Here is a 20169-nt window from a genome sequence, read left to right on the forward strand (position 1 = left end):
GGGGGTGTCGCACCCGTCCGTCATACTCGACGGGTGAGCACCATTCCCGAGATCCGCGCCCTGCCCGTACCCGACGGCCTGGAAGGCGAGCGCGTCGACGCCGCCATCGCCCGTATGTTCGGCTTTTCCCGCACCAAGGCGGCCGAGCTGGCGGCCGCGGGCAAGGTCCAGCTGGACGGGGCGGAGGCCGGGAAGTCCGACCGCGTGACCGGCGGGGCCTGGCTCGAGGTCGAGATGCCCGCCGCGCCCGCCCCGGTGCAGATCGTCGCCGAGCCCGTCGAGGGCATGGAGATCGTCCATGACGACGACGACATCGTCGTGATCGTCAAGCCGGTCGGCGTGGCGGCCCACCCCAGCCCCGGCTGGACGGGCCCGACGGTCATCGGCGGCCTGGCCGCCGCGGGCTACCGCATCTCCACCTCCGGCGCCGCCGAGCGCCAGGGCATCGTGCACCGCCTGGACGTGGGCACCTCCGGCCTGATGGTCGTCGCCAAGTCCGAGCGCGCCTACACCCTGCTCAAGCAGCAGTTCCGCGAGCGCACGGTCGACAAGCGCTACCACACGCTGGTCCAGGGGCACCCGGATCCGATGAGCGGCACCATCGACGCCCCCATCGGCCGCCACCCCAACCACGACTACAAGTGGGCCGTCACCGCCGAGGGCAAGCCCTCGGTCACCCACTACGACCTGATCGAGGCCTTCCGCGCGGCCAGCCTGCTGGACGTGAAGCTGGAGACCGGCCGTACGCACCAGATCCGCGTGCACATGGCCGCCCACCGCCACCCCTGCGTCGGCGACCTCACCTACGGCGCCGACCCGACCCTCGCCAAGCGCCTCAAGCTCACCCGCCAGTGGCTGCACGCCGTGCGGCTCGGCTTCGAGCACCCCGAGGACGGCCGCTGGGTCGAGTTCGAGAGCTCCTACCCCGAGGACCTGCAGCGCGCGCTGGACACGGTGCGCGCCGAGAGCGCCTGAGCACCGTGGGCGCCGCGCAGGGGATCACGGTCCGCGTCGTCGGCCCCGGCGAGCTGCCCGGCTGCCACGCCGTGCGCCGCGAGGTCTTCGTCGGCGAGCAGCGCATCCCCGAGGCCGAGGAGATGGACGCGTACGACGTCCACGCCGTCCACCTCCTGGCCACCGGGCCGGCCGGCCCCGTCGGCACGGTCCGCTTCCTGCACGGCGCCCCGGCCCGGAAGAAGTACGGCCCCGCGGGCGTCGAGGACGACGTCACGGCCGTCCTCGGCCGGCTCGCCGTCTCCCGTGCCGCGCGCGGCACGGGCCTGGGCGCCGAGCTCGTCCTGGCCGTCGAGGCGGAGGCCCGCCGGCTGGGCCTGGCCCGGGTCTACCTGGAGGCCCAGACGCACGCCCTCGGCTTCTACGAGCGGCTCGGCTATGCGGCCCACGGGCCCGAGTTCGACGAGGGCAGCGGCATACCGCACCGCGCGATGACGAAGGCGCTGTGAGCAGCACGCGCTGACTCCGTCCGGAATCTCCGGAAGATCCGGGTTCGTCCGGTTCGTGGCAGGCTGGGAAAACGATCGCCTGCCCGATCCGCCCGGAGGACGTCCGTGGACCAGCTCGCCCTGCTGTTCGTGCTGCTCATCGGATCGCTGGTCATGGTGCCCGTCGCGGACCGGCTGCGCCTGCCGGCCCCCGTCCTCATGACGCTGGGCGGCATCGTCCTCGCGCTGCTGCCCTTCGTGCCCAACGTGGAGATGCCGCCGGAGTTCATCCTCCCGCTGGTGCTGCCGCCCCTGCTCTACGCGTCCGTGCAGCGCACGTCCTGGCGGCAGTTCCAGGCCAACGTCCGGCCCATCCTGCTGCTCGCGGTCGCCCTGGTGTTCGTGACCACCGCGGCCGTGGCCGCCGTCGCCGACGCCATCGTGCCCGGCATCTCCCTCGCCGCGGCCGTCGCGCTCGGCGCCCTCGTCGCCCCGCCCGACCCGGTGGCCGCGACGGCCGTCGCGGGCTCGCTCGGGCTGCCGCGCCGCCTGATCTCCATCCTGGAGGGCGAGGGGCTCTTCAACGACGTGACGGCCATCGTGCTCTACCACGTGGCCATCGCCGCGGCCGTCAGCGGCAGCTTCTCCGCCCCGAAGGCCGCGGGCGAGTTCGTGCTGTCCGCCGTGGTCGCCCTCGCGGTCGGGCTCGCGCTCGGCTGGGCGGCCAAGAAGCTCATGGACGTCCTCGGCGACGCGACCCTCCAGATCGGCCTCACCCTGCTCGTCCCCTTCGTCTCCTACGTCCTCGCCGAGGAGCTCAAGGGCTCCGGCGTGCTCGCCGTGCTCGTCACCGGGCTCTTCCTCGCCGAGTACGCCGGTGACGCCGACGACGTGCTCGGCCGGCTCGCCCGGCACTCCTTCTGGGAGGTCATCGACACGCTCGTCACCGGCGTCGCCTTCGGCCTCATCGGCCTCGAACTCCACCACGTCCTGCGGACCGCCTCCGGCCGGTGGGGCGAGATGCTGGGCATCGGCGCCGTCGTCGTCGCGGTCGTCGTCGGCGTACGGCTGCTGTGGCTGCTGCCCGCCGCGTGGCTGGCCAAACAGCTGCACAGCCGGCGGGACATCGACGAGGACGTCCCCATCAGCTGGCGCGAGACGGTCGTGATGTGGTGGTCCGGGATGCGCGGCGTCGCCTCCGTCGCGCTCGCCCTCGCCATCCCGCACACCCAGGACGACAAGACGCCCTTCCCCGCCCGCGACGAGATCGTCTTCGTCGCCTTCGCCGTCATCCTCGCCACGCTCGTCCTGCAGGGCCTCACCCTGCCGTGGCTCGTGCGGAGGCTGGGCGTGCAGTCCGACTCCGACGCCGAGCGGGAGCTCGCCCGCCTGCTCGCCGTCCGCGCCGCGAAGGCCGCCAAGCGGCGGCTGAAGGAGATCCAGGAGACCGAGGAGATCCCCGACGACATGGTCGAGCAGCTCACGCGGCGCGCGTACGACGTCGGCGCCCGCATCAGCCCCGACATGGTCGACGAGGAACGGCGCGAGGCGCACGCCCAGCGGGTGGAAAGGATCCGGGCGACCCAGCGCATCCAGGCCGAGATGCTCTCGGCCGCCCGCCGGGAGGTCCTGTCGGCCCGCAGCGAACCGGGAGCGGACCCGGAGATCGTGGACCGGGTCCTCCGCCACCTGGACGTCCGCAGCCTACGGGGAGGCTGACGCCGCGGGGCTCCACGGCCGGGGCGGCCAGGGCCCGGCCCGGCCTGCCGGGCTGCGCCGCGGTGGCCGGCCGCGGCGGCTTCTTCCTGCCCGGCGGCGGTTCCTTTGCCCGGGAGGGCGACCCCGGGGGGCGACCCTGGGGCGGCTGTCCGCCGGGGGCCACGCCCCGCGGCCGGGGCCCGGGCCGGCACCGCCGTGCGACGCCGTGGTGGCTGATCGCCGCCGCGGCGGGGTTTTTCCGCCGGACGGCGGCCCATTTGTCCAGGGCGGTCGACCGCCGGGGGCAACGACCAGTGGCCGGGTCCCGGCCCGGCACCGCCGGGCTGCGGCTCCGGTGGCTGATCGCCTTTGCGGCGGAATTTTCTGCCTGGGGAGACGTGCCAGGGGGCGCCCGACCGGGCTCCATCCGTCGTCGCCGGGCAACAATCCTCCGCCGCAACGGCGATCCGCCACGACGGCGCCCTCCGGCGGTGCCGAGCCGACCGTACGACCTGGTGGCCGACAGGCCGAGAGGCCGGCGGCCGCGAGGCCGGGCCCGGTGGAGCCGGAAGCGGGCGCACCCCCGGAGCCCCGAACCCAGGCGGAGCCTACGTCGTGCCGGGGCCCGGGCCGATGTCCTCCGACGTCGGCGGAGCCTGGCGGCGGTCCGGAGCCTGCTCCAGGCCCGGGGCCGGCGCCGTGTTGATGCGCGGCAGTGCGTACGGGTGCTCCCGCCGCAGCCACTCGATCAGCTGCTCCCGCACCACGCACCGCAGCGTCCAGATGTCGTCGGCGTCCTTCGCCGTCACCAGCGCCCGCACCTGGATCGTCGTCGGGGTCGTGTCGGTGACCACCAGGCTCCAGGACCGCCCGTCCCACTCCGGCAGGCCCTTGAGGATCCCGTGCAACTGCTCCCGCATGAGGTCTATGGGCGTGGAGTGGTCGAGGTGGAAGAAGACCGTGCCGGTCATCCGGGGGTTGCTGCGGGACCAGTTCTCGAAGGGACGGCTGGTGAAGTACGACACCGGCATGGTGATGCGCCGCTCGTCCCAGGTGGTCACCACCAGATAGGTGAGCGTGATCTCCTCCACCCGGCCCCACTCGCCGTCCACGACGACCGTGTCCCCGATGCGCACGACGTCGCCGAAGGCGATCTGCAGCCCGGCGAAGAGGTTGGCGAGCGTGGACTGCGCCGCCACACCGGCGACGATGCCGAGCAGACCGGCCGAGGCCAGCACGGACACCCCGGCGGCCCGCATGGCCGGGAAGGTGAGCAGCATCGACGCCACCGCGACCACGCACACGACGGCCGTGACGATCCGCCGGATGAGCGTCACCTGGGTCCGTACCCGGCGCACCCGGGCCGCGTCCTCCGCGCGCGCGGCGTAGCGCGCGTAGGCCGCCTCCACTATGGCGACGGCGACCCGCACCACCAGCCACGCGCAGGCGCCGATCAGCACGAGCGTCAGGACCTGGCCGACCACCTCCTCGTGGTCCGGCAGGATGCCGGCCGAGCGGTAGCCGCCGCGCAGCAGCGCCGTGCACAGGACGACCTGGAGGGGGAGCCGGCACCGGCGCAGCAGGTCCCACAGGGGCGTCTCGGGGTGGCGCTCGTCGATTCTGCGCACGACCTGGTCGGCCACCCACCCCACGACCAGGGTGACGATCAACGCTCCGCCGATGACGGACAGCGGACGCAGTACGCCCTCCATGGACACCTCAGCTCCTTCCGGCCGGCTGCTGGCGGGGCACTCACCGGGTGGCGCTTCACCCCGACCGTAGCTGGCACGATGGGAGGCACGCGATCCACCTGTTAGGAAGTGACTCCAGTGGCGTCCTCTACCACGATTGTCCTTTTTCATTCGGCCTACGGCCTGAGGCCGGCCGTGCACGCCGCTGCCGAGCGCCTGCGCGCCGCCGGGCACGAGGTGCACGTACCGGACCTCTACGAGGGCCGGACCGCGGACACCGTGGAGGACGGCATGGCCGTCAAGGACGGGATCGGCCGCGAGGAGCTGCTGCGCCGCGCCGTCACCGCGGTGGCGCCGCTGTCGGACCGGGGCCTGGTCTACGCCGGCTTCTCGCTCGGCGGGTCGATCGCGCAGAACCTGGCGCTGGGCGACGAGAAGGCGCGCGGCCTGCTGCTCCTGCACGGCACCTCGGACCTGGCCGACGACGCCGCCGTGGACGAGCTGCCCGTCCAGCTGCACGTCGCCGACCCGGACCCGTTCGAGCCGCACGACTGGCTCAACGCCTGGTACCTGCGCATGGGCCGGGCCGGGGCGGACGTGGAGGTCCACCGGTACCCCGGGGCGGGGCACCTGTTCACGGACCCGGACCTCGCGGACTACGACGAGGAGGCCGCGGAGACGGCCTGGCGCGTCGCGCTGGCCTTCCTGGAGGAGATCGGCGACCAGGCCGGGGGCCGGGCGCGGATCACCGCACCGGCGTCCTGACCCGCTCGACCTGCTGCGTGCCCGAGCGCGTCCGGTACGAGCGGCTCCACTCGGTCGTCGCCTTCGGGTCGGCCTTGTCGGAGAGGACGTAGTAGTCCATCTGCGCCTGCTCGGGGGTGATGTCGAGGACCCCGTAGCCGTGGGAGTCCATGTCCACCCACTTCGCGTGCCGGTTGGCGGCCTTGATGGCGGTGACCGCGGCGAGCGAGACGGTGTGCGGGGCCACGCCCAGGAGGTCGTCCAGGTTGTCGGAGCTCACCGACGTGACGACGAACTCGGTGGCGACGGACGGCGACAGCGGGTACGTGGCGGCCTTCTTGGGCACGTCGTTGGCCCAGGACATGTGGATGTCACCGGTCAGGAAGACGGTGTTGCGGATCCCGCGGTCGCTCAGGTGGGCGAGGAGCTCGCGCCGGTCGTCGGTGTAGCCGTCCCACTGGTCGGTGTTGGCGGCTATGCCGCCGGCGGGCAGGCCCAGCAGCTTGGCGAGCGGCTCCAGCAGGTGGGCGGGCAGGGCGCCGAAGGCGAACGGGGAGATCATCACGGGGTTGCCGACGAGGCGCCAGGTGGTGTCGGAGGAGGCGAGCCCGGCCTTCAGCCAGTCGAGCTGGGCGCGCCCGGTGATCGTGCGCTCGGGGTCGTCCACCTTGCCGTTGCCCGGCTTGACCTGCTGGGACCGGAAGGATCTGAGGTCCAGCAGGTGCAGGTCTGCGAGGTTGCCGAAGCGCAGGCGGCGGTACGTGGTGCCCTCGGTGGACGGGCGCACCGGCATCCACTCGAAGTAGGCCTGCTTGGCGGCCGCCATGCGCGCGGCCCACTCGCCCTCGGCGCCGGGGGTGTGGTTCTCGGCCCCGCCCGTCCAGGTGTCGTTGGCGAACTCGTGGTCGTCCCAGATGGCCACGAAGGGGTGGGTCCGGTGGAGGGCCTGCAGGTCGGGGTCCGTCTTGTAACGGCCGTGGCGGGTGCGGTAGTCGGCGAGGGTGACGATCTCGTGGGCCGGCGCGTGCGGGCGGACGACCTGCTTCGCGGGCGGGTAGGTGCCCGAGGCGTACTCGTAGATGTAGTCGCCCAGGTGCAGGACGGCGTCCAGGTCGCGGCGGTCCGCGAGGTGGCGGTAGGCCGCGAAGTGACCGGACTCCCAGTTGGCGCACGAGACGACGCCGAAGCGGACGCCGGCGACGGCCGCGCCGGCCGCGGGTGCCGTACGGGTGCGGGCGGCGGGGGAGTGCGCGCCGCCGGCGGCGAAGCGGTACCAGTAGCCGGTGGCCGGGCGCAGGCCGCGGACGTCCGCCTTGACGGTGTGGTCGCTCGCGGCCGTCGCGGTGACCGTGCCGCGGGCGACGACCCTGCCGAACGCCTCGTCCTCGGCGACCTCCCAGGCGACCTCCACGTCCGCGCCGCGGCCCGAGCCGGGCACGGCGTCGGGGGAGGGCGTGACGCGCGTCCACAGCAGGACGCCGTCGGGCAGTGGGTCGCCCGAGGCGACGCCGTGCAGGAAGAGGGAGGGGTCCGCGGCGTGTGCCGGGGCGGCTGCGGCCAGCGGCAGGAGGGCGACGGTCGCGGCGCCGGCGACGGCCGTGACGGCGGTGCGGCGCGATATGCAGGAGTCGATGGTCACGGACCATCACCTTACTGCCCGGTAAGCCCCGGGGCGGACGAAACCTGACAGTTCGTCCGCCCCTCACCGGCCCGTCACTACTTCTTCGGGCCGAATTCCTTGTCGATCGCCGCGATGAAGGACTCCTTGGCCATCGGCGGGTTGCCGTTCGGGCCCTTCAGCTGCTTGTCGCCGTGGAGCAGGGCCGGGGTGCCGCCGATCTTGTTCTTCTCGAACAGCGTGCCCATCTCGACGGCCCACTTGTCGTAAGTGCCCTCGTTGACGGCCTTCTCGAAGTCCTTGTTGCCCTTCAGGGCCGGGACCTGCTGCGCGATCTCGATCAGCCGCGAGTCCTTGGCGAAGGCGTCGTCGCGCTCGTCGGGGTGGTTCTTCGGGGAGTAGAGCGCCTCCTTGTACGCGACGAAGGCGTCCGGGCTGACGTTGAGCGCGGCGCCGAGGGCGCTGACGGCGTTCTTCGAGCCGGTGCCCTTGGCCAGGTCGTCGATGAAGTTCACCATGACGAACCGGACCTTGTAGCGGCCGTCCTTGACGTCCTGGCGCAGCTGGGCGCCGGACTCGTTCTCGAAGGCGGCGCAGGACGGGCAGCGCGGGTCCTCGTAGACCGTGAGGGTCTCCTTGGCCTTGGCGTCACCGAGGACGATCTCGTTGCCGTTCTCGCCGGTGGTGTTGGCGGGCTTGACCAGGGTCTTGTCGCTCGCCCAGCTGCTCGCGCCGTCCTTGCTGTCGTTCATGTTGGTCACGGCGTAGCCCACGCCGCCGGCTATCGCGAGGACGACGACGATGGCGCCGGCGACGACGAGCTGACGGCGCGTCTTGTCCCGGCGGGCCTGGCGCTCGCGCTCGGCGCGCAGCCGCTCGCGCGCGGCCTGCTTGTTCTGCTGGTTGTTGCGGTTGCTCATGATGTCTTCTCCGGTGTGGACGTACGGGAATGGGGGGACCGCGGGCTCAGGCAGCTGCCGGAGCGAGGGGCGGTCCGCGCCGTACGACGGAGTGGACGAGGAGGGGGAGGCCGCGCGCCCGGAGCGTGCGGCGCGCGGGGCGTACGCGCGCGCCCGGGGCGGCGGGCGCCGCCGGGGAGGCGAAGGCCAGGAGCAGGGGGCCGAAGGCGAAGGCGGCGGCCGTGCGCAGCAGCTGGGCCAGGGCGGCCTCGCCGCGGCGCAGCCAGGCGGCGGCCAGCAGGCCCACCGCGACGTGGCCGGCGAGCAGCAGCCAGGGCAGTGCGGAGCCGGCGACCGGCCCGGCGTCGCCCTCGGCGGCCATGCGGGCCAGCGGGGTGCCGACCTCGCCGCGGCAGGCGAGGTCGAGGCCCAGGGAGTGCAGGGGGCCCGCGACGGGCCCGCCGGCCCGCCCGTAACAGGCGTGCTGGCCCACCGTGAACACGGTGTCCGCCGTGAGCTCCAGGGGGACCATCAGCGCGGCGATCGACCCGAAGCCGCGCTCGCGGCCCGCGAGGGCGTAGGCGACGGCGAAGAACACCGCCGACAGCACGGCGACGGTGACGGCGGGAAGGGGCGTACGGGAGAGCAGGACGTGCGAAGCGGCGGACAGCGTGACACAGAGCGCCGTGAAGAGCGCTGCGCGCAGCGCCCTCAGTCGAACTCCCGTCCCCTCCATGAGGCCGAAGTCTGCCACGGCAGCCGTTAAGTGTCGTGTCAAGATTCGGCATCGCTGGACGCCGCCGGAGGGGACGGGAACCCGGGCGGAAACCCGGACGGAATCCCGGACGGGAGGACCGTCAGGACTTCAGGGCCGCGTCGACGGCCTTGGTGTACTGCTCGGGGGTGATCGGGACGTTCTTCCCGTCCTCCGCCGTCAGCTTCTTGCCGTCGAGCTTGAGGGTCGGCGTGCCGGTGACGTCCTTGGCCTTGTCGAACTCGTCGGACACCGTCAGCGCCCACTTGTCGAAGGTGCCGTCCTTGACGTTCTTCTCGAAGTCCTTGTTGCCCTTGAGCGCCGGCACCTCGTTGGCGACCTTCAGCAGGACGTCGTCCTTGGCGTAGTCGTCCTTCGTCTCGTTGGGGTGGTTGGCCTTGGAGTAGAGGGCCTTGTTGTAGGCGCTGAAGGCCTCGGGGCTCACGTCGAGCGCGGCGCCCAGCGCGCTGAGGGCGTTCTTGGAGCCGCTGCCGCCGAAGTTGCGGTCGAGGAACGTGGCGACGTGGTACGAGACCTTGTACTTGCCGTCCTTGACGTCCTTGTCGATCGTGCCGCCGACGCTCTGCTCGAAGACCGAGCAGATCGGGCAGCGCATGTCCTGGTAGAGGTCCAGGGTGTGCTTGGCGTTCTTGTCGCCGATCGTGACCTCGGTGCCCTTGTCGCCGCCCGTGTTGGCGGGCTTGACGAGCTCCTTCTTGGACGCGGCCTCCCACGCCGCGTTCAGCCCGCTCTTGCCGTCCTTGCCCAGCTGGGAGACGGCCACGACGATGCCCGCACCGACGGCCAGGACCGCGGCGACGGCCCCGCCGACGACGAGCTGGCGGCGCGTCCTGTCCTTCTTGGCCTGCCGCTCCCGCTCGGCGCGCAGGCGCTCGCGTGCGGACTGCTTGTTCTCCCAGTTGTTGCGCTTGCTCATGGTCTTGCTCTCCGTGCTCGGTCGTGCGTGATGCGTGGTGGGTGTGCTCAGGCGGGGGCGGGCCCGGGCGGCGGTCCACGGCGGACGACGGAGTGCACGAGGAGGGGAAGGGCCGGTGCCCTGCGGGCGGGCCCGGCGGCCCGCACGGGCGCGGTGCGACACCGCCCGCCCGCGGCGGCCGTTGTGGGGGCGGGCAGCAGGCGGCGCAGGGCCGCCCCGGCGAGCGTGCCCAGCAGCCGGGCCAGCGCCGCCTCGCCGAGCCGCAGCCATGCGGCGGCCAGGAGGCCGACGGCGACGTGGGCGGCGAGCAGCAGCCACGCGGCGGTGTCGGGGCCCGGCGCGGGGGCGAAGGGTCCGCCGACCGTGCCACCGCCGCACAGGGCGGTCAGCGCGCCCGGCACGGCGTGCCCGCCCGTGCCGTAACAGCTCTCCTGGCCGGTGGAGAAGAGGGCGTCGGAGGCCAGCTCCAGCGGGACGAACAGCGCGGCGATCCGCGCGAAGCCGCGCTCGCGGCCCGCCAGGGCGTACGCGAGCGCGAAGACGGCGGCTCCGGCCACCGCGACCGTCGCCAGGGGCAGGCCGGTGCCGGACAGCAGCACGTGGGAGCCCGCGGACAGCGTCACGCACAGCGCTGTGAACAGCGCCGCGCGCAGTGCCCGCAGCCGTGCCGCCGATATGTCCATGGGGAACGAGTCTGGCACGACCCGCCGTAAACCGTGCCTAAAGGCGGCCCGGAGCCGGTCCTAGAGGCCGGGGATGCGGCCGTTGCGGAAGAGGTCCACGAAGATCTGGTGGTCCGCGCGGGCCCGGGCCCCGTAGGAGTGGGCGAAGCCGGTCAGGAGCTCCGCGAAGCCCTCCTCGTCGGCGGCGATCACAGCGTCGATGGCCCGCTCGGTGGAGAAGGGCACCAGGGAGTGGCCGCTCTGGTCGTCCGCCGCGGCGTGCATGGCGGCCGTGGCGCGGCCCAGGTCGGCGACGACCGCCGCGATCTCGGCCGGGTCGTCGATGTCCGACCAGTCCAGGTCGACCGCGTACGGCGAGACCTCGGCCACCAGCTGCCCGGTGCCGTTCAGCTCGGTCCAGCCCAGCCACGGGTCGGCGTGCGCCTGCAGCGCGCGCTGGGAGATCACCGTGCGGTGGCCCTCGTGCCGGAAGTAGTCGCGCACGGCGCGGTCGGCGATGTGCCGGGAGACCGCCGGGGTCTGCGCCTGCTTCATGTAGATGACGACGTCGTTCTCCAGGGCGTCGCTGTTGCCCTCCAGGAGGATGTTGTACGAGGGCAGGCCGGCGCTGCCGATCCCGATGCCGCGGCGGCCGACGACGTCCTTGACCCGGTAGGAGTCGGGGCGGGCGAGGCTCGTGTCCGGGAGGGTCTCCAGGTAGCCGTCGAAGGCCGCGAGGATCTTGTAGCGCGTGGCCGCGTCCAGCTCGACGGCGCCGCCGTCGGCGGCGAAGCGGCGGTCGAAGTCCCGGATCTCCGTCATGGAGGCGAGCAGCCCGAAGCGCGTCATCGAGCGGGCCTCGCGCAGGGCGCCGAGCAGGGGGCCGTCGGCGGTGTCGAGGGTGAAGGGCGTGTGGCCGTCCTCCGCGGTGCCGGTGGCCAGGGCGTGGATGCGCTCGCGGTAGGCGGCGGCGTAGGTCCGCACCAGCTCGGTGATCATCTCGTCGCTGAGGGCCTTGGTGTAGCCGATCAGGGCGACGGAGGCGGCGAAGCGCTTGAGGTCCCAGGTGAAGGGGCCGACGTAGGCCTCGTCGAAGTCGTTGACGTTGAAGACCAGGCGGCCGCCCGCGTCCATGTACGTGCCGAAGTTCTCGGCGTGCAGGTCGCCGTGGATCCACACCCGGCTCGTGCGCTCGTCCAGGTACGGCCCGGCGGCGCCCTCGGGCGCCTCCGCGGCCAGGTCCCGGTAGAAGAGGCACGCCGTGCCCCGGTAGAAGGCGAAGGCGGAGGCCGCCATCTTCCGGAACTTCACCCGGAAGGCGGCGGGGTCGGCCGCGAGCAGCTCGCCGAAGGCGGTCTCGAAAACGGCGAGGATCTCCTCGCCGCGCTGCGCGGCCCGGTCGTGCTCGGTCGCCATCGCGGGGTCCTCCTGGGGTGGGGCATGGAACGAACATCAGTGCTGTGGTGCTCAACGCGTGAGGCTACCGGCGCGTGCCCGCGGCTGTCGGTGGGGGCCGGTAACCTTCAAAACTGTCCCGCCCGACCCGCAGCCACCACCGCCGGAGGTCTCCCACCGTGGCCACGAAGCCGCCCTTCACGCACCTGCACGTCCACACCCAGTACTCCCTGCTGGACGGTGCCGCGCGGCTCAAGGACATGTTCAATGCCTGCAATGAGATGGGCATGACACACATCGCCATGTCCGACCACGGCAACCTGCACGGCGCGTACGACTTCTACCATTCCGCCCAGAAGGCCGGGGTCGTCCCGATCATCGGCATCGAGGCCTACGTCGCCCCCGAGTCCCGGCGCAACAAGCGCAGGATCCAGTGGGGCCAGCCGCACCAGAAGCGGGACGACGTCTCGGGTTCGGGTGGTTACACCCACAAGACCATCTGGGCGGCGAACGCCACCGGTCTGCACAACCTCTTCCGGCTGTCCTCCGACGCCTACGCCGAGGGCTGGCTCACCAAGTGGCCCCGCATGGACAAGGAGACCATCAGCCAGTGGTCCGAGGGCCTGATCGCCTCCACCGGCTGCCCCTCCGGCGAGCTGCAGACCCGGCTGCGCCTCGGCCAGTTCGACGAGGCCCTGAAGTCCGCCTCCGAGTACCAGGACATCTTCGGCAAGGACCGGTACTTCCTGGAGCTGATGGACCACGGCATCGAGATCGAGCGCCGCGTCCGCGACGGCCTGCTGGAGATCGGCAAGAAGCTCGGCATTCCGCCCCTGGTCACCAACGACTCGCACTACACCTACGCGCACGAGGCCGAGGCGCACGACGCCCTGCTGTGCATCCAGACCGGCAAGAACCTCTCCGACCCGGACCGCTTCCGCTTCGACGGCTCGGGCTACTACCTGAAGTCCACGGACGAGATGTACGCCATCGACTCCTCGGACGCCTGGCAGGAGGGCTGCGCCAACACCAGGCTGGTCGCCGAGCAGGTCGACACCGAGGGCATGTTCCAGTTCCGGAACCTGATGCCCAAGTTCGACATCCCCGAGGGCTACACCGAGGTCACCTGGTTCCGCGAGGAGACCATGCGGGGCATGCACCGCCGCTTCCCCGGCGGCATCCCCGAGGACCGCATGAAGCAGGTCGAGTACGAGATGGACACGATCATCTCGATGGGCTTCCCGGGCTACTTCCTCGTGGTCGCCGACTTCATCATGTGGGCGAAGAACCAGGGCATCGCGGTCGGCCCCGGCCGAGGCTCCGCGGCCGGCTCGATCGTCGCGTACGCCATGGGCATCACCGACCTCGACCCGATCCCGCACGGCCTGATCTTCGAGCGGTTCCTCAACCCCGAGCGCATCTCCATGCCCGATGTCGACATCGACTTCGACGAGCGCCGGCGCGCCGAGGTGATCCGGTACGTCACCGAGAAGTACGGCGCCGACAAGGTCGCCATGATCGGCACCTACGGCACCATCAAGGCCAAGAACGCCATCAAGGACTCCGCCCGCGTCCTCGGCTATCCGTACGCGATGGGCGACCGCCTCACCAAGGCGATGCCCGCCGACGTCCTCGGCAAGGGCATCCCCCTCTCCGGCATCCTCGACCCGCAGCACCCCCGCTACGGCGAGGCCGGCGAGATCCGCGGGATGTACGAGAACGAGCCGGACGTGAAGAAGGTCATCGACACCGCGCGCGGCGTCGAGGGCCTGGTCCGGCAGATGGGCGTGCACGCGGCCGGCGTGATCATGTCCAGCGAGACGATCACCGACCACGTCCCGGTCTGGGTCCGGCACACCGACGGCGTGACCATCACGCAGTGGGACTACCCGAGCTGTGAGTCGCTCGGCCTGCTGAAGATGGACTTCCTCGGCCTGCGCAACCTCACGATCATGGACGACGCCGTCAAGATGGTGAAGGCCAACAAGGGGATCGACATCGATCTCCTCAGCCTGCCCCTCGACGACCCCAAGACCTTCGAGCTGCTCCAGCGCGGCGACACCCTCGGCGTCTTCCAGTTCGACGGCGGCCCCATGCGGTCCCTGCTGCGGCTGATGAAGCCCGACAACTTCGAAGACATCTCCGCCGTGTCCGCCCTGTACCGGCCGGGCCCGATGGGCATGAACTCGCACACGAACTACGCGCTGCGCAAGAACGGCCAGCAGGAGATCACGCCGATCCACCCGGAGCTGAAGGAGCCCCTCGAAGAGGTCCTCGGCGTCACCTACGGTCTGATCGTCTACCAGGAGCAGGTGCAGAAGGCCGCGCAGATCGTCGCCGGGTACTCGCTCGGCGAGGCCGACATCCTCCGCCGCGTCATGGGCAAGAAGAAGCCCGACGAGCTGGCGAAGAACTTCGTCTTCTTCAAGGAGGGCGCACAGAAGAAGGGCTTCTCCGACGAGGCCATCCAGGCCCTGTGGGACGTGCTGGTCCCCTTCGCCGGCTACGCCTTCAACAAGGCCCACTCCGCCGCGTACGGCCTCGTCTCGTACTGGACCGCCTACCTCAAGGCGAACTACCCCGCCGAGTACATGTCCGGGCTGCTCACCTCCGTGCGCGACGACAAGGACAAGTCGGCGATCTATCTGAACGAGTGCCGGCGCATGGGCATCAAGGTGCTCCCGCCGAACGTCAACGAGTCCGAGGCCAACTTCGCCGCCCAGGGCGACGACGTGATCCTCTTCGGCCTCACCGCCGTCCGCAACGTCGGACAGAACGTGGTCGACTCGATCATCCGCTGCCGCAAGGCCAAGGGGAAGTACGGCTCCTTCCCCGACTTCCTCGACAAGGTCGAGGCCGTCGTCTGCAACAAGCGCACCGTCGAATCGCTGATCAAGGCCGGCGCCTTCGACGAGATGGGCCACACCCGCAAGGGCCTCACCGCGCACTACGAACCGATGATCGACAACGTGGTCCAGGTCAAGCGCAAGGAGGCCGAGGGACAGTTCGACCTCTTCGGCGGCATGGGCGACGACACCGGCGACGACGGCCCCGGCTTCGGGCTGGACGTGGAGTTCTCCGACGTCGAGTGGGAGAAGGCCTACCTGCTCGCGCAGGAGCGCGAGATGCTCGGCCTCTACGTCTCCGACCACCCGCTCTTCGGCATCGAGCACGTCCTCAACGACAAGGCCGACGCCTCGATCTCCCAGCTCACCGGCGGTGAGCACGCCGACGGCGCGATCGTCACCATCGGCGGCATCATCTCCGGCCTGCAGCGCAAGATGACCAAGCAGGGCAACGCCTGGGCCATCGCCACCGTCGAGGATCTGGCCGGATCCATCGACTGCATGTTCTTCCCCGCCACCTACCAGCTGGTCTCCACCCAGCTCGTCGAGGACGCCGTCGTCTTCGTCAAGGGCCGCCTCGACAAGCGCGAGGACATCCCCCGCCTGGTCGCCATGGAGCTGATGGTCCCCGACCTGTCCAACGCGGGCACCAACGCCCCCGTGATCATCACCATCCCCACGGTGAAGGTCACCCCGCCGATGGTCGAGCGGCTCGGCCAGGTCCTCACCCACCACCGCGGCTCCACCGAGGTGCGGATCAAGCTCCAGGGCCCGCGGAAGACCACCGTCCTGCGCCTGGACCGGCACCGGGTCACCCCCGACCCGGCGCTCTTCGGCGATCTCAAGCAGCTGCTCGGCCCGTCCTGCCTGGCCGGCTGAGCACCGGCCGAACCCGCACCCGCGCACGAGGGGCGCGCCCGGATCCTCCGGGCGCGCCCCTCGCTGCATCAAAGCGCCGCCGGGCGCCGTCGCTTATCGGCCGGATGCCGTGCGGGCACCGCTCAGTTGTGCCCGAAGCGCTTCTGCTTGCTCTTGCGAGCCATGTCGCCCGGGGTGACCTGCGTGGCCCGCTGGTCGCTCTGGGACTCGATCGAGGAGCTCTTGGCCTGCTGCTGTCCGCGCTCCGCGGCGCTGCCCCGCTGCTGGCTCCTGTCCTGCTTCTTGTTCTTCGCCATGCTCAGCCTCCACTCGGGGTGTCCCCCCGCCGAACACACTCGCACGCACCGGCGAATGGCGCATTTCGGGTAATTACCGTGCGTGATCCGTGCACTTACCGCCGGGAAGGCGTATCCGCCACGCCGAAGATCCAGTTCGGACTGATAACCCCCGCACGGTCGGGCAGACTCCAGGGAAAGCCGAGGAGAACCGGGGCACTGCTTGCCGTGCCGGGGGGCGACCGCAATTTCTGCACGCACAGAAAGAGGGTGGAACGTGGACCGCTGCGTCGTCCTGGTGGACGCCGGGTACCTGCTGGGCGCCGCCGCGAGCCTGCTGGCCGGCGAGCCCGCCCGGTCCCGTATCTCCGTCGACCACGCGATCCTCATCCGGGGGCTGCGTGAGCGCGCCGAGGCCGAGACCGAGCAGCCCCTGCTGAGGATCTACTGGTTCGACGGCGCGCCCGACCGGGTGCCCCAGCCCGAGCACCGCAGGCTGCGCGTCATGCCCCGCGTCACCGTCCGGCTGGGGGCCCTGACCCGCAGCGACGGCCGCTGGGCGCAGAAGGGCGTCGACGCCGCCATGCACGCCGAGCTCACCGAGCTCGCCCGCAACCGCGCCTGCTCCGACATCGTGCTCGTCACCGGCGACGGCGACCTCCTCCCGGGCCTGATGTCCGCCAAGGAGCACGGCGTCGCCGTCCACCTGTGGGCCGTCCAGGCCGCCGACGGCGACTACAACCAGTCCGAGGACCTCGTCGCCGAGGCCGACGAGCGCCGCGTCCTCGACCGCACCTGGATCACCCGCGCCGTCCGCGCCAAGGAGCTCACCGGGCCCTGCGCCCCGCAGCCCGCGCCCCGCCCCGAGATCGCCGCGATCCTCTCCGCCCCCCTCCCCGAGACCGCCGCGGCGGGCGCGGCCCCGTCGCCCCGCCCGGCCGAGCCGGTCCCCGCCGAGCGCAACGGCTCCCGGCCCGCTCAAGGTGGCGCGGATGTGCGTAGGGCTGTACTGGGCACCCTGCAGCTCGTCAGTCTGCCTGTGCATTGTGGATTCTCCAGTCGCTTTCAAATTGGCGCTGCCTATATGGCGCCAGTAGGTTCCGGAACCTACTGGCGCCATATAGGCAGCGCCAATTTGAAAGCGACTGGAGAATCCACAATGCACAGGCAGACTGACGAGCTGCAGGGTGCCCAGTACAGCCCTACGCACATCCGCGCCACCTTGAGCGGGACGGGGAGCGTGGAGGACGCGTCCAAGGCCCTCGGGATCTCGCGGGCGAAGGGCTACGACCTGGTCCGTCAAGGCGAGTTCCCCTGCCGCGTGACACGCATCGGCCGTAAGACGCGTGTTGTCACCGCCTCCCTGCTTCGCGTGCTCGACAGCGGAGAGCCGGAGTACGGCGGCGCCCGCATCGCACGCTGCACACCGTCGTAGTCCGTGAGACGGCGAACCCCCGCAGGGAGGTCTCCCTGCGGGGGTTCGCCGTCTCACGGACTATCACACAGCTGTCACCGACTGCACGGGCTCCCCGAGACAAGAAGGCCCTGACCTGGCTTTCAGCGCCTCTCCTGGATCTGCTGGACACCCGTGGACGGCCTATACGACCTGTGCCATGTAGTGCCCAGGCAGTGGCCAGTTTCGGGGGAAGTCATTGCCGAGAGCAGCCAGGGCCGCATCGTCGTCACCAGCGTCTGCCGCACGGCGCAGCACCCTGTGGAGTCGGGCTTGGTCGGAGGGGCTGGTCAACACCGCCGCCCTGGCCCGGCTGCCCGCCGGGGCCGGACTGGGCCGCGGCCCCGCCGGCCAGCCCGCCGCGGCCCAGTCCGGCCCCGGCGGGCAGCCGGGCCAGGGCGGCGGCCAGGGCGGCACCCTCGCCGCCAACGCCACCCTGCGCTGGTCCTCCGACAAGGGCTGGATCGAGCGCGGCACCGGCACCGGGCTCGGCGAGCCCCCCGAAACCGCCTCCCTGCCGATGCTCGCCCAGCTCACCAGCGCCGAGCAGCGCTGGGCGGACCGCGAGGAGGACATCACCACCGTCGGCGGCGACCCCTTCGAGGTCGGCCAGGTCTTCGCCCGGCGCTGGGCCGAGCGGCTCCCCGACGCCGTCCACCTGCAGCACCTCTCCACGGAGTACCCCCGCATCCCGCACCGCATCGACGGCGAGCTGCTCCGCTACGCCGCCCGGTTCGGGCTCCTCGCCCACAAGGACGACCAGATCGACGAGCACGACCGCTATGCGATCCGTGCCGGGTTCTGGCGCGAAATCGACGCGCGCACGGCCGCGGAGAAGGCGCCGGTGGGCGACTGACGGCACCACGCCCCGCCTTCGGGCGCCCCAACGGCCGGGGCGCGAGCCCAACCGCGTACCCTCATAGCTCGTGAGGACGGGCGTGAAAGAGGCGGCGGCAGCCGCCACGGTGTGCACCGTGCGCGGCCTGGTCAAGACCTACCCCGCCGCGCGCGGCCGCCGCGGTGCGCCCGGGACCGCGGCCGTGCGCGCCAGCGACGGCATCGACCTGGAGGTCCGGCGCGGCGAGATCTTCGGACTGCTCGGCCCCAACGGAGCCGGCAAGTCCACCCTGGTGCGCCAGCTGACCGGCCTGCTGCGGCCCGACGAGGGCAGCGTCGAGCTCCTCGGCCACGACCTCGTGCGCCACCCCGAGCGCGCCGCCCGGCTCGTCGGCTACCTCGGCCAGGAATCGACCGCGCTCGACGAGCTGACGGTCTCCCTCGCCGCCGAGACCACCGGCCGGCTGCGCGGCCTCGGCCTGCGCGCCGCCCGCGCCGAGCGCGACGCCGTCCTCGAGGAGCTGGGCCTCACGGACATCGCCGGGCGCCCGCTGAAGAAGCTCTCCGGCGGCCAGCGCCGGCTGGCCTGCTTCGCCGCCGCGCTCGTCGGCGACCGGCCCGTGCTCGTCCTCGACGAACCCACCGCCGGCATGGACCCCGTGGCCCGCCGCGCCGTCTGGGCCGCCGTCGACCGGCGGCGCGCCGAGCGCGGGGCGACCGTCCTGCTCGTCACCCACAACGTCATCGAGGCCGAGACCGTCCTCGACCGCGTCGCCGTGCTGGAGCGCGGACGCATCATCGCCTGCGACACCCCCGCGGGGCTGAAGGAGCTCGTCGGCGACGAGGTCCGCGTCGAGCTCGTCTGGCGCGACGAGGCCCCGCTGCACGTCCCCGAGGTCGCCGCGCTGCGCGACGCCGCGCACGCCGCGGGGCGCCGCTGGACGCTGCGGCTCGCCCCCGCCGAGGCGCGCGCGGCCGTCGCCGCCGTGACCGGCGGGCCCGCCTTCGCCGCGCTCGACGACTTCACACTGACCACGCCGAGCCTGGAGGACGTGTACCTGGCGCTCGGCGGCCGCGCGGACGGGCTGGTGAAGGCGTGACGGGGACGACGGCGAGACGGGGTCACCGGACCCGACCGAACAGGAGCTGTGCCGGGTGAGTGCTGTATCCGCAGAGGCGGTGTCCGGGGCGGTCCGGACCGGGAGCGACTCCCGGCCGCGGTCCGGCGGCGAAGAGGCCGCCCCGCTCGCGCCCAGGGCGAAGCTGCTGCCCGCCCTGGCCGCCGTGTACCGCGCGCAGCTCTCGCGGGCCAAGGTGGCGCGGATCCCGCTGCTCTTCGTGGCCACGTTCCAGTCCGTCGGCATCATGATCATGATGCGCGGGGTGGTGGACGGCGGCGACGAGGCGCGCGCCGTCGTCGCGGGCTCCAGCGTGCTCGTCGTTGCCTTCGTCGCCCTCAACCTCCTCGCCCAGTACTTCGGGCAGCTGCGTGCCGGCGGCGGCCTCGACCACTACGCGACGCTGCCGGTGCCGCCCGCGGCCGTGGTCCTCGGCGCGGCCGGCGCGTACGCCTCCTTCACCGTGCCCGGCACGGCCGTCACCGCGGTCGTCGGCAGCGTGCTCTTCGACCTGCCGATGGGGCACCTGTGGGTGCTCGTCGCGGTGGTCCCCCTCTCCGGCGCCGCCCTCGCCGGGCTCGGCGCGGCCCTCGGGCTGCTCGCCCCCCGGCAGGAGCTGGCCACGCTCTGCGGGCAGCTGGGCATGTCGGCCGCGCTGCTGCTGGGCGTGCTCCCCGCCGCCCACATGCCCGCGCCCATCGCCTACGCCCGCGACCTGCTGCCCTCCACGTACGGAGTGGAGGCGCTGGCCCGCAGCTTCGACGCGAGCCCCGACTGGGCCGTGGTCGCGGCCGACCTCGGCGTGTGCGCCGCCGTCGGCGTGGTGTCGCTGGCCGCGGCCACCTGGGCGTACCGCCGGGCGGCCGTGCGGTGACGCGCCAGGACCGTCCTGCCGCGGGCCCGGCGGCCCCGACCTGGCAC

At 72.2% G+C, this 20169-nt stretch carries 16 protein-coding genes and 1 pseudogene; 9 read left to right on the forward strand and 8 right to left on the reverse strand.

The window, feature by feature from the left end; all coding sequences use genetic code 11:
• The first annotated feature begins 33 nt into the window (after positions 1 to 33).
• From AS857_RS21030 to AS857_RS21040, 3 genes are all read left to right on the forward strand, one after another.
• The gene (locus AS857_RS21030; protein WP_058044836.1) at positions 34 to 975 is read left to right on the forward strand and encodes an RluA family pseudouridine synthase; all 942 of its coding nucleotides are present in this window, start codon (positions 34 to 36) and stop codon (positions 973 to 975) included.
• A 5-nt stretch (positions 976 to 980) separates the two neighbouring features.
• Positions 981 to 1463: a GNAT family N-acetyltransferase gene (locus AS857_RS21035; RefSeq protein ID WP_058044837.1), complete on the forward strand. Its 483-nt coding sequence runs from the start codon at positions 981 to 983 to the stop codon at positions 1461 to 1463.
• 105 nt (positions 1464 to 1568) lie between these two features.
• Complete coding sequence (locus AS857_RS21040) at positions 1569 to 3161, forward strand: Na+/H+ antiporter (protein WP_058044838.1); 1593 nt, start codon at positions 1569 to 1571, stop codon at positions 3159 to 3161.
• Positions 3162 to 3748: 587 nt separating this feature from the next.
• Here the strand turns inward: AS857_RS21040 and AS857_RS21045 are convergent.
• Positions 3749 to 4852 (reverse strand): mechanosensitive ion channel family protein, encoded by a 1104-nt coding sequence (locus AS857_RS21045; protein WP_058044839.1) that lies wholly within the window; start codon positions 4850 to 4852, stop codon positions 3749 to 3751.
• Positions 4853 to 4969: 117 nt separating this feature from the next.
• Here AS857_RS21045 and AS857_RS21050 point away from each other — a divergent pair, with 117 nt between their 5' ends.
• Complete coding sequence (locus AS857_RS21050) at positions 4970 to 5596, forward strand: dienelactone hydrolase family protein (protein ID WP_058044840.1); 627 nt, start codon at positions 4970 to 4972, stop codon at positions 5594 to 5596.
• Here the strand turns inward: AS857_RS21050 and AS857_RS21055 are convergent.
• From AS857_RS21055 to AS857_RS21080, 6 genes are all read right to left on the reverse strand, one after another.
• A complete protein-coding gene (locus AS857_RS21055; protein WP_058044841.1) occupies positions 5577 to 7214 on the reverse strand; it encodes an alkaline phosphatase D family protein in 1638 nt (545 codons plus the stop codon). The two genes, AS857_RS21050 and AS857_RS21055, sit on opposite strands and share 20 nt — an antisense overlap.
• 77 nt (positions 7215 to 7291) lie before the next feature.
• Positions 7292 to 8113, reverse strand: coding sequence for a thioredoxin domain-containing protein (locus tag AS857_RS21060; protein ID WP_058044842.1), 822 nt, complete (start codon positions 8111 to 8113; stop codon positions 7292 to 7294).
• Between the two features lie 46 nt (positions 8114 to 8159).
• Positions 8160 to 8828: a hypothetical protein gene (locus AS857_RS21065; RefSeq protein ID WP_058046956.1), complete on the reverse strand. Its 669-nt coding sequence runs from the start codon at positions 8826 to 8828 to the stop codon at positions 8160 to 8162.
• A 121-nt stretch (positions 8829 to 8949) separates the two neighbouring features.
• Entirely contained in the window at positions 8950 to 9783 is an 834-nt protein-coding gene (locus AS857_RS21070) for a thioredoxin domain-containing protein (protein WP_058044843.1), read from the reverse strand.
• 47 nt (positions 9784 to 9830) lie between these two features.
• Positions 9831 to 10466 (reverse strand): hypothetical protein, encoded by a 636-nt coding sequence (locus AS857_RS21075; protein ID WP_058044844.1) that lies wholly within the window; start codon positions 10464 to 10466, stop codon positions 9831 to 9833.
• 60 nt (positions 10467 to 10526) lie between these two features.
• Positions 10527 to 11861: a DUF2252 domain-containing protein gene (locus AS857_RS21080; RefSeq protein ID WP_058044845.1), complete on the reverse strand. Its 1335-nt coding sequence runs from the start codon at positions 11859 to 11861 to the stop codon at positions 10527 to 10529.
• Positions 11862 to 12019: 158 nt separating this feature from the next.
• Here AS857_RS21080 and dnaE point away from each other — a divergent pair, with 158 nt between their 5' ends.
• Positions 12020 to 15565 (forward strand): DNA polymerase III subunit alpha, encoded by a 3546-nt coding sequence (gene dnaE, locus AS857_RS21085; protein ID WP_058044846.1) that lies wholly within the window; start codon positions 12020 to 12022, stop codon positions 15563 to 15565.
• A gap of 122 nt (positions 15566 to 15687) precedes the next feature.
• Here the strand turns inward: dnaE and AS857_RS40450 are convergent, their stop codons facing one another.
• Entirely contained in the window at positions 15688 to 15861 is a 174-nt protein-coding gene (locus AS857_RS40450; RefSeq protein WP_173864789.1) for a hypothetical protein, read from the reverse strand.
• A 256-nt stretch (positions 15862 to 16117) separates the two neighbouring features.
• Here AS857_RS40450 and AS857_RS40715 point away from each other — a divergent pair, with 256 nt between their 5' ends.
• The 4 genes and pseudogenes from AS857_RS40715 to AS857_RS21105 all read left to right on the forward strand — a co-directional run bounded on the left by AS857_RS40715 (position 16118) and on the right by AS857_RS21105 (position 20122).
• A complete protein-coding gene (locus AS857_RS40715) occupies positions 16118 to 17275 on the forward strand; it encodes an NYN domain-containing protein (RefSeq protein ID WP_079110540.1) in 1158 nt (385 codons plus the stop codon).
• A 439-nt stretch (positions 17276 to 17714) separates the two neighbouring features.
• A pseudogene (locus AS857_RS21095) lies at positions 17715 to 18149 on the forward strand (NYN domain-containing protein); the annotation flags it as partial.
• Positions 18150 to 18258: 109 nt separating this feature from the next.
• A complete protein-coding gene (locus AS857_RS21100; protein ID WP_058046957.1) occupies positions 18259 to 19230 on the forward strand; it encodes an ABC transporter ATP-binding protein in 972 nt (323 codons plus the stop codon).
• Positions 19231 to 19285: 55 nt separating this feature from the next.
• Positions 19286 to 20122 carry an ABC transporter permease gene (locus AS857_RS21105; RefSeq protein ID WP_079110541.1) on the forward strand — a complete coding sequence of 279 codons (837 nt, stop codon included), beginning with the start codon at positions 19286 to 19288 and terminating at the stop codon, positions 20120 to 20122.
• The last annotated feature ends 47 nt before the right edge of the window (positions 20123 to 20169 follow it).

The sequence above is a fragment of the Streptomyces roseifaciens genome (assembly GCF_001445655.1).
In the GTDB taxonomy this organism is placed as follows: domain Bacteria; phylum Actinomycetota; class Actinomycetes; order Streptomycetales; family Streptomycetaceae; genus Streptomyces; species Streptomyces aureoversilis.